This is a genomic window from Flavobacterium sp. KMS, assembly GCF_000813005.1.
Lineage (GTDB): Bacteria > Bacteroidota > Bacteroidia > Flavobacteriales > Flavobacteriaceae > Flavobacterium.
In genome coordinates, this window is sequence record NZ_JSYP01000021.1 from 42615 (window position 1) to 55109 (window position 12495).

General features: G+C 31.8%; 13 protein-coding genes. 4 read left to right on the forward strand and 9 right to left on the reverse strand.

The window, feature by feature from the left end; all coding sequences use genetic code 11:
* The first annotated feature begins 1 nt into the window (after nucleotide 1).
* From OA93_RS18815 to OA93_RS18830, 4 genes are all read left to right on the forward strand, one after another.
* Entirely contained in the window at nucleotides 2-1072 is a 1071-nt protein-coding gene (locus tag OA93_RS18815; RefSeq protein WP_039115320.1) for a glycosyltransferase family 4 protein, read from the forward strand.
* A gap of 120 nt (nucleotides 1073-1192) precedes the next feature.
* Complete coding sequence (locus OA93_RS18820) at nucleotides 1193-2401, forward strand: DUF1972 domain-containing protein (protein WP_039115322.1); 1209 nt, start codon at nucleotides 1193-1195, stop codon at nucleotides 2399-2401.
* A gap of 6 nt (nucleotides 2402-2407) precedes the next feature.
* Nucleotides 2408-3487, forward strand: a complete 1080-nt coding sequence (locus OA93_RS18825) for an MraY family glycosyltransferase (protein ID WP_039115324.1) — start codon at nucleotides 2408-2410, stop codon at nucleotides 3485-3487.
* A gap of 199 nt (nucleotides 3488-3686) precedes the next feature.
* Nucleotides 3687-4592, forward strand: coding sequence for an NAD(P)H-binding protein (locus tag OA93_RS18830; protein ID WP_117615857.1), 906 nt, complete (start codon nucleotides 3687-3689; stop codon nucleotides 4590-4592).
* A gap of 123 nt (nucleotides 4593-4715) precedes the next feature.
* Here OA93_RS18830 and OA93_RS18835 read toward each other — a convergent pair whose 3' ends face one another.
* From OA93_RS18835 to OA93_RS18875, 9 genes are all read right to left on the reverse strand, one after another.
* Entirely contained in the window at nucleotides 4716-5900 is a 1185-nt protein-coding gene (locus OA93_RS18835; RefSeq protein WP_039115326.1) for a DUF3570 domain-containing protein, read from the reverse strand.
* A gap of 18 nt (nucleotides 5901-5918) precedes the next feature.
* The gene (locus OA93_RS18840) at nucleotides 5919-6152 is read right to left on the reverse strand and encodes a DUF4266 domain-containing protein (protein WP_039115327.1); all 234 of its coding nucleotides are present in this window, start codon (nucleotides 6150-6152) and stop codon (nucleotides 5919-5921) included.
* Nucleotides 6149-7042 (reverse strand): FAD:protein FMN transferase, encoded by an 894-nt coding sequence (locus OA93_RS18845; protein WP_052259525.1) that lies wholly within the window; start codon nucleotides 7040-7042, stop codon nucleotides 6149-6151. The genes OA93_RS18840 and OA93_RS18845 overlap by 4 nt, the downstream gene beginning before the upstream one ends.
* A gap of 40 nt (nucleotides 7043-7082) precedes the next feature.
* Nucleotides 7083-7517, reverse strand: a complete 435-nt coding sequence (locus tag OA93_RS18850) for a thioredoxin family protein (protein ID WP_039115328.1) — start codon at nucleotides 7515-7517, stop codon at nucleotides 7083-7085.
* A gap of 84 nt (nucleotides 7518-7601) precedes the next feature.
* Nucleotides 7602-10109: a cation-translocating P-type ATPase gene (locus OA93_RS18855; protein ID WP_039115330.1), complete on the reverse strand. Its 2508-nt coding sequence runs from the start codon at nucleotides 10107-10109 to the stop codon at nucleotides 7602-7604.
* Between the two features lie 88 nt (nucleotides 10110-10197).
* A complete protein-coding gene (locus OA93_RS18860) occupies nucleotides 10198-10887 on the reverse strand; it encodes a VIT family protein (RefSeq protein ID WP_039115332.1) in 690 nt (229 codons plus the stop codon).
* Between the two features lie 11 nt (nucleotides 10888-10898).
* Complete coding sequence (locus OA93_RS18865; RefSeq protein WP_039115334.1) at nucleotides 10899-11297, reverse strand: hypothetical protein; 399 nt, start codon at nucleotides 11295-11297, stop codon at nucleotides 10899-10901.
* Nucleotides 11298-11514: 217 nt separating this feature from the next.
* Entirely contained in the window at nucleotides 11515-11952 is a 438-nt protein-coding gene (locus OA93_RS18870; protein ID WP_039115336.1) for a DUF2231 domain-containing protein, read from the reverse strand.
* A gap of 26 nt (nucleotides 11953-11978) precedes the next feature.
* Nucleotides 11979-12254 (reverse strand): hypothetical protein, encoded by a 276-nt coding sequence (locus OA93_RS18875; protein ID WP_039115338.1) that lies wholly within the window; start codon nucleotides 12252-12254, stop codon nucleotides 11979-11981.
* Nucleotides 12255-12495: the final 241 nt, after the last annotated feature.

Here is a 12495-nt window from a genome sequence, read left to right on the forward strand (position 1 = left end):
GATGAGAGTTATTGCAATTCATTTATTAAACGATTACAGCGGAAGCCCTAAAGTACTTAAGCAGTTACTTGCAGGATGGGCAAAAAAAGGCGTCGACTTGCATTTATACACTTGCAGTGGGAGGGAAGGTTTTTTGTCAGGACTACCAGATGTAAAATACCATTTTTACTGGTATAAATTTATGAAGAATCCTTTACTGAGACTCCTTTTTCTTACAAGCAGCCAATTTTTGCTAGCCTTTAAACTGTTGTTTAGCTTAAAAAAGAATGATGTGGTGTATATAAATACCGTACTTCCTTTTGGAGCAGCCATTGCTGGAAAAGTAAGAGGCAATAAAGTGATTTACCATGTGCATGAAACAAGTATGAAACCTCTAGTATTCAAGAAATTTCTTTTTGGAGTTTTAAATTTATTTGCTGATGAGGTTGTTTATGTTTCTAATTTTTTAGCCAATAAAGAACCCGTAAATATTAAAAAAAGAATCATATACAATGTTTTAGAAGAGGATTTTGTGAAATTGGCCTTGGCCAATAAAAACCAGGAAAAAGAAAAAAAGATTGTTTTAATGATCTGTTCATTAAAGGGGTATAAAGGAGTAAATGAATTTTTAGAATTAGCACAAACTAATCCAGGATATATTTTTAAATTGGTTGTGAATGCAACAATTATAGAAATTCAGCAATATTTTAATGCTATAAAACTTCCTGAAAATTTATTCATTTATCCCACACAAACCGATACACATTCCTTTTATAGCGAAGCAAGTGTTGTATTGAATTTATCAGATCCTAAACTTTGGGTCGAAACATTTGGTTTAACAATTCTTGAAGCCATGGCATACGGTCTTCCTACCATAGTTCCTCCTGTAGGTGGTGTTACAGAACTTGTTATAGAGGGTAAAAATGGCTATTTGATTGAAAGCAAAAGAATTGATAAAATATCTGATAATTTAAAAGAACTTCTTGAGAATAAAGTATTGTATAAATCGATGAGTAATAATGCTTTTGAAATGAGTAAGCTTTTTAGTTTGGAATATTTTGAAAAACAATCAGCTGAAATAATTTTCCAATAAATGAAAGGCAAATCCAAAATATGGAAGTTTTTAAAAGTGAGTAAATCGTAAATACTTGGTAATTAAGTAGATGTGTTTAAAGCATGGTTTTGGCAAAGCATATTACAAATACAATAAGCTATGAAAAATAAAAGAATCGCCATTATTGGCACAGTAGGTTTACCAGCAAAATATGGGGGATTTGAAACCCTTGCAGATCATCTAGTAACTAACTTATCAGACAAGTATGATTTTACTGTTTATTGTTCTAAAAAGAAATATACAAAAGAAGAACAGCTAGTTTGGTATAAAGGAGCAAAATTGCACTATATTCCTTTAGAAGCAAATGGGATTCAAAGTATTCCTTATGATTCTCTTTCTATACTTCATGCCTTAATGAAAAATGATGTTTTATTAATATTAGGAGTAGCAGGAGCTTGGTTAATACCATTTATTAGGCTTTTTACAAGTAAGAAAGTGATAATCTCTATAGATGGCATCGAGTGGAAGAGAGATAAATGGTCGTTATTGGCAAAACTATATTTATGGTGGTCTGAGATGATTGCTGTTAAATATTCGCATATCGACATTTCAGACAATGAATCTATACAAGATTATACAGCCATACGATATAAAACCTTAAGCCGTGTTATTGAGTATGGAGCTGACCATACAATGAAAGTTATTCCTATAAAAGATGATTTAAAAAAATATCCTTTTTTAAAAACGAAATATGCTGTAAAAGTTTGCAGAATAGAACCAGAGAACAATGTACACTTAGTATTAGAAGCATTTAGAATAAATAAAAAAATGGCTTTAGTTCTTGTGGGTAACTGGAATAATAGTGTTTATGGGCAAAAATTAAAAGAAAAATATAAAGATATAGCCAATATTCATTTATTTGATCCGATATACAATCAGCGGGAAATCGATTTGATAAGAGGAAACGCAACGTTATATATTCACGGACATTCTGCAGGAGGCACTAACCCTTCACTTGTAGAGGCAATGTATTTAAAGCTTCCTGTTCTTGCTTTTAAAGTTTCATATAATATTACAACTACAGAAGGTAAAGCAATCTATTTCTCATCTGTAGAAGATTTAGTTAAAGAATTGGGTACATTATCTCCCCTAAAATTAATAAGCCTAGCCAATGAAATGGTATTAATTGCTGAAAGAAGATATACTTGGAAAAACATTTCTAAGCTATATGAATTGTTAATAAAAGAAGCTCTTTCAATTAAAAGTAAAGTGGGGGTTACTTCTGAATTACAAAATCTGGATGCTTCTTTTTTGCAAGAATTTCAATTGTTACACATAAATAACAGTAATTTATTTTACGAAAACTAACCAATCATGAAAACAATACTTGAAATTTTATCGTACGGATTATTATCCTTGATTTTAACCCTTGTTTTTGTTCCAATGATTAGGAAAATTGCAATAAAAGTGAATCTTGTTGATAAGCCTAATTATAGAAAAGTTCATTTAAGCGCAGTGCCTTTGGTTGGTGGAATTTCAATAGCTTTAGCTGTATTAGTTACTATTTTTACTTCAAGTTTCAGAGTTATTTTTCTTAAAGAATACTTCCCAATATTTGCGGCAGCAATGGTTTTGTTGATCGTTGGAGTTATTGATGATAAAAAAGATATAAAAGCAAAATACAAATTAATTATTCAGGTACTTTTAGCTCTTATAATTGCATTTTCAGGTACAAGAATAACATCATTATATGGGTTGTTTGGAGTTTATGAAATTGTAATTTGGCAACAATATATAGTCACAATTTTGACGATAACAGGTGTTGTCAATGCCTTTAATCTTATGGATGGAGTTGATGGTTTAATTGGAGGGCTATCTTTATTAGGATTTTTAATTTTATTTTTTGTGGCTATTTATTTTAAGGATTATAACTTGGCTTTTTCAAGCGCATTATTTATCGGAGCCGTTTTAGGTTTCTTAAAATTTAACTTAGGCAAGAAAAAGATTTTTATGGGAGATTCAGGTTCCTTATTTATCGGTTTCATTTTAATTACAGAAGCAATAAAGCTTTTGCAAAAACAGCAAATATATAAAGACCACAATTGTAGTTACACTATAATACTACTTATTCTGTTTTTCTCAATTCCAGTTTTAGATTCTTTGCGGGTTTACATGGGAAGAATTAAAAGAGGTAATTCCCCCTTTAGTGCAGATAAATCACATTTACATCATTTACTTCTAGGAACAGGACTTAATCATAAAAAGACGACACTCGTGGTTAGTGCTATTTTTGTATTCTTACTTTTTATTGCGTTGATGTTGCGATATTTTGTGTCAATTACTTTTATAATAGCTATTAGTATTATTGCATTTTCAACTATAATCAGAGTGCTTTTAATGATTAATAAACTTCATCTGTGGAGACTTAAATTAAAAAAACTGGAAAATAGATAAAACGTTGTTTTATATGCAAAGACTTTTCTTAATTCTATTATCCTTTTTTAATAAAGGTATTATATAAAATAGAAGTTGAATAAGTATACCAAATGAAAGATTATCTTATCACTGAGAATGCAGGATCTGTTTAATATCTGTTTTTCAAATGCACTATGGTTTGGTAACATTTAAATTGTAACTAGTTAAAAAAATAATCATGAAAATTCTCTTAACAGGCGCAACAGGTTATATAGGCAAGCGAATCTTACCATTATTAATAAAGGAAGGTCATGAAGTTATTTGTTGTGTAAGAGATAAAAACAAATTTTATTATCCTGATAAATTTGAAAAAAATATAAAAGTTATTGAAGTTGATTTTCTAAATCCCGAAAGCCTAATAAATATTCCTAATGATATCGATGCAGCATACTATTTAATTCATTCTATGTCTGGTACAGCCACCAATTATAATGAATTAGAAAGTATTTCAGCAAATTATTTTATAGATAAAATAAATAAGACAAATGCGAGGCAGATAATATATTTAAGCGGTATTGTAAATGATAAGTCTTTATCTAAACATCTATCTTCAAGAAAAGCAGTTGAGGATATTTTAAAAACAGCAACAATCCCCACAACGACTTTAAGAGCGGGAATTATTGTAGGATCAGGAAGCGCCTCATTTGAAATAATACGTGATTTGGTAAGCAAGTTACCTGTCATGATTACTCCGAAATGGCTTAATACCAAATGCCAGCCAATAGCTATCACTGATGTTTTAGAATTTTTGAAAAAATCATTATTAAATACCAAAACATATAATCAGAGTTTTGATATCGGAGGCCCGGATATATTAACTTATAAAGAGATGTTATTGCAATTTGCAAAGGCAAAAAATCTCACAAGATATATTTATACCATTCCGGTAATGACTCCAAAATTATCATCTTACTGGCTATATTTTGTAACTTCGACCTCCTATAAATTGGCATCTGCTCTGGTTAGTAGTATGAAAGTGGAAGTCGTTTGCAATGATAATAGAATTAATGCACTATTAGAAGTGTATCCAATTACTTACGTGCAGGCATTAGAAAGTGCTTTAATGAAAATTAATGAAGAATGAATTGTTATGGGGTGATAGGAATTTTAAAAGTACTGTTTTTACAATTGAAAAAAATATAAATAGAGAGGGATGTAATTTAAAACAAAACCAGGATCTAAATTACAGATCCTGGTTTTTATTTAATTATTTATACTTAATGTTTATACTAATAATATCAGATGTCATGTTAGTAGTTCTGGTATAATGACCATACCTAATCTCCAATGTATTCCAATGTTTAAGACCGAAAATTCCATTAGGAGGCGTGTATTTCATCCCCATCCCAAAGAAACTACTATCGAACTTTGATAAATCATAGTTGCTGGTGTAGTATTCATCTGCAGCTGTATGTTCGCCATAAGGTTTAAAATACTTCGTTCCTGTTTGGGTATAATATCTGTAAAATGGACTTAATGAAAATGCTTGAGTTAATTTTACAGGAACTTCAATATCGGCCGTATGTGCTTTTAAACTCCAATCGTCTGAATAGTATCTATAATAAGCTCTTATAATAATGTTGTCTCCTAAAAAATAACTAGCTCTAATTCCCAAAGGAATCTTTAATCTGGTATCTGGCATTTTTTCCTGATGTACAGAACCATCAGTGAAATACACTCGATGAAACGGCAGACTTAAATACCCATTTTGGCTAATTACATCGCCTACTAGCATTACTTGCAATCTTTGGTTTATAATCTGAGCGTAACTTAAAGTTCCTGCAAAAGTGTTTCGATTCGCAGTATCATAACCCTCACTACCGGGAACACGAAGTTCGATTGGCGCAATTAGTTTTAATTGATCAATAAAAGTTTGGAATTTGGCTGTAAATTCTCCATTTCTATCTTTGGTTTTTTGAGAGAAACTTATATTTCCTCCAAAAGATTGATAATCAAATTCCGTTGAAGACGAAACTCCAATACCAATAGTTCTTCCTTTTGCTTCATTTTCTCTAAGATAAGATAAAGAAGGATAAAAGCGGTTGTCTGATGATGAGGCCGATGAATTAGCGCTTAAATCAATCATATCTGAAGAGGCAGAAGTATAATGATCAATACCTGCTTCGATATCAAAAGTATGTTTGATTCCTGTTTCTCCGTATTTTACCAGTTTAACATCGATGGTATTGGCAATATCTGTAAGATGTTGATCGCCAATTCCTCCGGTAACAGCTGAGTTATCTCCGTTTTGGTTATAATAACTAGAAACTAAATTTACTTCTTCAACTTTTAGTTTCTTGCTTTTATAACTGGTAGAATCTGTAGGAATGTTTTGTGCTCTTAATTGAAATAGTCCCAATAAGGCAAATCCTGTAATAAAAATTCTTTTCATTTGTTGATAGTATGAAAATTAGTTACAACCGCAGCCACCGCCGCTTTTTCCAGCATTTGCTCCGGAAGCTCCTTCACGGTAGGATTGAAAACTGAGTTCTGTCTTTTCGATTTTTCTATTAGAAAGTACCATTTCAGAATCGTTTATTTTTCCTTTTTGGTATTCTTTTACCGAAGTACAAGAGGTGAGTAGAATGCCTGTAAAAGCAATGCTACATAATAGTACGAGCGCTTTTTGTTTTGGCTTTTTCATTTCAGGTTGATGTTTTTTGAAGTGTAAATTTTATTGTTGTCGTCGATGATAATACAATATAAATCGGGGATTTGATCTATTAAAAATAAACCTGCTTTAATCCCCATAACAGCAATTGGAGTTGCCATTGCATCTGCAAACTCGGCATTTGCAGCAATAATAGTGACACTTTTTATTCCAGTTACTGGTAATCCTGTTTTTGGGTCTATGGTATGCGAATATTTTTTACCGTTAATGGTTACGAACTTTTCATAGTTACCAGAAGTTGCTATTGCTTTATTAGAAATCTCCATATACGAAAATGCCGCAGTAGGAGAGTCGGGATTGGCAACTCCAATGGTCCATTTTTTGCCATTAGGTTGTAATCCCCATGCCGAGAGATCTCCGCTTGCATTAATGATTCCGCTTTGAATATTATGTTTTAAAAGCACTTGCTTGGCCATTTCAGCTGCATAGCCTTTTCCGATTCCACCAAAACCAATTCGCATTCCTTTTTTCTTTAAAAAGACAGTTGTATTTTTTTTGTCTAGAATAATATTTCTGTAATCTATAAGATGCACCATTTTTAATGCCGTGTCAGCATCTGGCAGTTTAGTCATTGATTTATCAAAATTCCAAAGACTTTTGTCGATACTTCCATAAGAAATATCAAATGCTCCTTGTGTAATTCTCGAAATACCAAGGCTTCTTTCAATTAGGTTAAAAACTTCCAGATCTACTTTTACAGGTTGAATTCCAGCATTATCATTAATCAGATTAGTTTGACTATCATTTTTATAAGTAGTCAAAAGTTTTTCAATCCGTTTGATTTCATCAATCGCCAGATTAATATTCTCGTTTCCAATCTTCTCATTTTCTGCAACAACAGTAATAGTAAAGTTGTTTCCCATGAGTTTTAGGGATTGTGAATATTTTTGATTTTTCAGGATGTTATTTTTTACTATCACAGATCGCTTTTATTTCGGCTGTCCACTCTTCGGGAGTCATTTCTGGTTTTCCATGCCAGGTTTTAATTACTTTGCCATCTGCATTCAGAAGAAGTGTTAAAGGGAAACTTCCTTCTTTGTTGTATATTTCGGCTAAATCCTCGTTTCGTTTTACTTGCTCTGGAGTTCCAATGTTTTTCTTCTTGCGGGGAAAATCAGCATTAACTAATACTAAATTTTCATTTGCCATGTCTGCGAATGACTGATTTTCCAAATAGTCTCTACGCGTTACAATACAAGGCCCGCACCAGTCTGAACCTGAGAAGTTCAATAAGATTAATTCGTGCTTTTCCTTTGCAATTTTTTTTGCATTATTAAAGTCGGATTCCCAATTTATAGGAAGTACTGTCAATAAAAGGAACATTGTAATTAGTTTCATTTTGCAGTTTTGTTTTTAGGTATTTAGGAAATAACGAATTGGGACTTTGTTTATTTTTTAGATTCGCTTAAGATTAGATTAAATTTAGGCAATATCTTGTTTGCTTCTTTTATATAGTTTTACAATTTCGTACCAAGCCACTGACACAAATCCTGTAGCAATTGCTATTACTAATTGATTGGTATTTAAAAAATCAAATTCAAAGAATAAGGTTAACGGTTTTATATAAAGGATTAACCCTAAAAGAATGATTGTAATTAAAATAATAAGTGGTACCATTGGATTTTTATATCTAATTGTTGTCAAGATTGAATAATAAAACGAGCGGTTAATTAAAGTAAGGAATATATTAGCAACTATTAGAACAGTAAAAACCATAGTTCTGGTTAATGCTTCATTATAATTATTAAAAGTACAATATTGATAAATAGATAGTGTTCCGATTGTAATAATTATTCCTTGCAAAAAGCTTGTAGATAATTCTTTCCAATTAAAAAAAGTTGTTGTAAAAGGTTTGGGTTTTTGAGACATTGTATTTTTTTCCATAGGTTCATTTTCATAAATTATGGAACATGTAGGGCCCATTATCAATTCAAGAAAAATGATATGTATTGGCGAAAAAATATTTGGATAGACCCACCCTAAAGCCAGGGGGATAAAGACTATTAATATTATAGGTATATGTATTGAAATTATGTATTGAATTGCTTTTTTTAAATTGGCATATATTTTTCGACCTACAGCCACAGCTTCTACCATTTTTGAAAGATCATCTTCTAGTAAAATTAGTGACGCGGCCTGCTTTGCAATTTCTGTACCTTTTTTACCCATCGCTATACCAATATGTGCGGCTTTTAGTGCAGGACCATCATTTACCCCATCTCCGGTCATAGCTACAATTTGGTTATTTTGTTTTAAAGCATTTATTATTTTTAGTTTAGCTTCTGGAAACATTCTCGTAAAAATGTTTATTTTCATTACATTGGTTTGTAATTCATTATCATTCATTTTCATCAATTCATCTCCAGAAATACTTTTATCACAATCTTTAAACCCTATTTGTTTTGCGATTGCTTGTGTGGTTGGAGTATTATCACCTGTTATTATCTTTACCGAAATTCCTGCGTTATAAAAATTTTCCAATACTTTTTGGATGTTTTTCTTTGGAGGGTCATAAAAGGCTACAATTCCTAAAAACTTAAATGGAAAATCTTGCTGATTAAGAGGGAAAGTATTTCCTGTAAAAGTTGATAAAGCTACTCCAAGGACTCTATATCCATCTGCAGATAAGGTATTTATAGCGTCATGAGTTTGTTTTTTTTCAATCTCTGAGAGCATAGCCACTTTCAAAATGGCCTCGGGTGCTCCTTTAGCAGCTATAATGCGTTTACCATCAATGGCTTCAAATATATGAGTCATCATAGGAGGTTTACCACCAAGTGGGTATTCATGAATGAGTTTATAATTTGAACGATCGTCTTTCTGGCAGGTCTCTTTATATGCCTTATGCAATGCAATTTCCATTGGGTCAAAAGGAATTGGTTCACTTGCCCACATAGCAGCAGTTAGTAATTCTTTTTCTTCTTCTGTATCAATATTTTCTAAGGTTATTATTTTTTGGCTTGACATTAAAAATAATTTAGCAAGCGTCATTTTATTCTCCGTAATCGTACCTGTTTTATCGACACAAATTATTGTTGCGCTACCTAATGTTTCAACAGTTTTCATTTGTTTTACAACAACCCCCATTTTCATTAATCTCCAAGCTCCTAAAGCCATAAAAGTTGTAAAAGCTACAGGGATTTCTTCAGGTAATATACTCATAGCCAGAGTTAATGATTGTAGCAGGCTATTTATTATATTTTGTGAATACAAGTAATTTATTATCCAAACTATAGCAAAAACAATTGTCCCGACTATAACCATTTTTTTTACAAAGTCACTTATTTGTATTTCCAAAGGGGTTTTCTCTTCTTTAATATGCTCTAAGCTAGTGCCTATTTTACCTAATTTTGTTTGATTCCCTATGGCAGTTACTGTTGCGATTGCCAAGCCTGTAGCTACAGTAGTTCCTAAATAAATATGGTTATCTTCTTTTGTCTTATCCTTAAATACAGATAATGATTCTCCAGTGAGGATAGATTCATTTACAGAAAAATCATTTGAATGTACTATAATGCCATCTGCTGCAACTGAAGTACCTTCTTCAACAATCAAACTATCTCCTACAACTATTTCTTCACTTTTTATTTCTTCTTCTTTTCCATTACGAATCACTTTACACTTTGGTTGTGCAAAATCTTTAAGCTTTTCTAATGCGTTTTTGCTTCTTGAGTATTGAAATAATGATATCGATACTTGAAAAATGATTGCTGCTACCAGAAAAAAGCCATCATTTGTTTTACCGCTTATAAAATAAATAAGTGCTGCAATTAGAAGTAAAATTATCATTGGTTCTTTTGCAATCCGTTTAATTGTACTTAACAAAGTATTCTCTTTTTTGTAATCTAGCTTATTTAGGCCATACTTTTCCCTGGAAAGAATTACTTCTTTATCTGTTAATCCATTTATATTAAAATTATTTACAGGCATATTTGAATTGCTTTTAGGGATGGTTTATTTATTATTTGCTTCGTTAGTACATTATATTTTGAAGTTAGATATACGTATCATTTAATTTTTAAGTAGTTTGAACTCCAAACAGATACCCTACTAAAGCAGACATCCCCATTGCAATGGTTCCCCAAATGCAAATTCGTGCAACGGCTTTTAAAGTATGTGATCCACCCGCTTTAGCAGCTAATACGCCTGAGAAAGCTAAAAAGAGTATTGAAAAAGCATATTGATAAAATACCATTTCTTTTATCGGCGCAAAAATGGCAACCAGAAGAGGTAATAAGCCTCCAATAATAAAAGATACTGCCGATGCAAAAGCAGCAATTAATGGATTAGCTTGTGTGATTTTATTTATTCCTAGTTCATCGCGCGCATGGGTTTCAAGCGCATTATGGGCTGTCAATTCGATAGCAACCTGTCTGGCTAATTTTTTATCTAATCCTCTTTGAATATAAATATCCGTTAATTCTTCCAGTTCTTCTTCAGGCTGGGTTTCAAGGGCTGTTTTTTCTTTTTTTAAATCAGCTGTTTCTACATCAGATTGGGAACTAACCGATACATACTCGCCGGCAGCCATAGAGAGAGCACCAGCAACTAAACCTGCAATTGCAGCAAGGAAAATAGGCTCTCTGGTTGTACTCGCCGCCGCAACACCAATTGCCAAGCTAGTTGTGGATAAAATACCATCATTGGCACCAAGTACAGCTGCTCTAAGCCAGCCACTTCTGTTAATATGATGATTTTCAACATGCATAGTTCTAGTTTTTATTTTTGTTTAATCCAGTCTGGATCTTTAGTGGTTTTTTCAAAACCTCCAAAATTAGTCTTCAATAACTGTCTTATTTGTAATGCTGTTTTATTTCGGGTAGCGCTTTTCCATTCATTAAAATCATAAATATGAATTTGTTGGGCATAAGGATTAGTTGTAAATGCTATTCGGGATATTAAGAATTTATATTGTTTTATTTGCTGAGAAACATGACGATTAGGCACTACAATGAGTATTGTTTCCCAATCTAGATAATTCTTAGGAATATCCTGACGGTCTTTTAACCCTAAAAATTCAAGAAAAGCTATTATTTTTTGGTCATTAAGTTTGCGTATGTTTAAATCTACTATTTTTAAAAGGCTATGAAGCTTTGCTTCATCTAGGATAAGACTCATGATATAATATACTATTTTTTATATAAAATTACATTAACCAAGTATAATATAATGGTTTTGGGAGGTTAGAATGATTCTAAATTTTATAGTTTTGTTTTTGTGTTTAAATAGTTGGTTATAAAACGGTTAAATTGATTTTATCAGCAATAATCACAGTGGGGATTTATGAAGCCGCTGTGGATTATAACTGATTTCTGCAAACACATTGATGTTATTACTACCTAATTTCAGAGTGTCTAATTTCACCGCCAGTAGTACCTGTTTGTTGGGCAAAGTATAAAACTACAAGACAGTATGCAATTATAGCATACCCAATGTAATTTGCATATGATTTCTTTTTCCAATTGCTCCATAAAGCTAGTATTGAGGTTATACCTAATATATAAGATAATAGGGCAAAAACTTCCGCTTTTTCTTCATGTTCGTGAATTAAACTTTTAGAAATTCCGTCAATTTGTTTTACTAGATCCTCAGCTCCTTCGCCTGTGGCTATAGCTGCAAATGCTGCTATTGCACCCAGAATAAAAATACAATAAGCGGCTCTTTTTACAATTTCTGATTTTACAAAAAATCCACCAATGAGAACCAATAAGGCTACGATTGGTATAATAATTGGCAAGTGATTTAATACTAAATGATAATGCGCTCCGTTCATAATGTTTTGTTTTAAGTTATTAAATTTTATTTATTTTTCATCAATAGGGTATAAGCTCCATTGGTAATCAATTTTTTGTTTTTAAGTTTTTCAGGGTTTAGAATCTCCAAATAGCCATTTTCTTTGGCTCTAAATGAAAGAGCTATTGTAATAATTTGCACCTGATTATTGGTTATATCTGGAACAGCATCAACAATGGGTAGGTTAGTGGCTTCGTATGAGCCATAGCCAATTAGGGCAATTATAATAAGACCTACGATGAGTTTATTCCTCACGGAAAACTCAATTATTTTAGTAAGCATAAGTTTGTTTTATTAATCGTCGTTATAAAAAATAAGGAATACCAAAGACACACGCCATTAGACGTGAAAGTTTTTAAGCCAATAAAAAACGATTAACAGTTTCTGGGTGGCTGCCAGATAGACGAAAGTGAAATAGAAGAATAGGAAAAAGAATATGTATATAAAATTTCTTTTTTATACTTAAAATTGACTTTTTGTATTGTTTTATATTCTTGTATTAGTGGATAAAAGACAACAGAGG

Coding starts and splice junctions, on each gene's coding strand:
- OA93_RS18815 (WP_039115320.1), top strand. CDS start 2: ATGAGAGTTATTGCAATTCATTTATTAAACGATTACAGCGGAAGCCCT.
- OA93_RS18820 (WP_039115322.1), top strand. CDS start 1,193: ATGAAAAATAAAAGAATCGCCATTATTGGCACAGTAGGTTTACCAGCA.
- OA93_RS18825 (WP_039115324.1), top strand. CDS start 2,408: ATGAAAACAATACTTGAAATTTTATCGTACGGATTATTATCCTTGATT.
- OA93_RS18830 (WP_117615857.1), top strand. CDS start 3,687: ATGAAAATTCTCTTAACAGGCGCAACAGGTTATATAGGCAAGCGAATC.
- OA93_RS18835 (WP_039115326.1), bottom strand. CDS start 5,900: ATGAAAAGAATTTTTATTACAGGATTTGCCTTATTGGGACTATTTCAA.
- OA93_RS18840 (WP_039115327.1), bottom strand. CDS start 6,152: ATGAAAAAGCCAAAACAAAAAGCGCTCGTACTATTATGTAGCATTGCT.
- OA93_RS18845 (WP_052259525.1), bottom strand. CDS start 7,042: ATGGGAAACAACTTTACTATTACTGTTGTTGCAGAAAATGAGAAGATT.
- OA93_RS18850 (WP_039115328.1), bottom strand. CDS start 7,517: ATGAAACTAATTACAATGTTCCTTTTATTGACAGTACTTCCTATAAAT.
- OA93_RS18855 (WP_039115330.1), bottom strand. CDS start 10,109: ATGCCTGTAAATAATTTTAATATAAATGGATTAACAGATAAAGAAGTA.
- OA93_RS18860 (WP_039115332.1), bottom strand. CDS start 10,887: ATGCATGTTGAAAATCATCATATTAACAGAAGTGGCTGGCTTAGAGCA.
- OA93_RS18865 (WP_039115334.1), bottom strand. CDS start 11,297: ATGAGTCTTATCCTAGATGAAGCAAAGCTTCATAGCCTTTTAAAAATA.
- OA93_RS18870 (WP_039115336.1), bottom strand. CDS start 11,952: ATGAACGGAGCGCATTATCATTTAGTATTAAATCACTTGCCAATTATT.
- OA93_RS18875 (WP_039115338.1), bottom strand. CDS start 12,254: ATGCTTACTAAAATAATTGAGTTTTCCGTGAGGAATAAACTCATCGTA.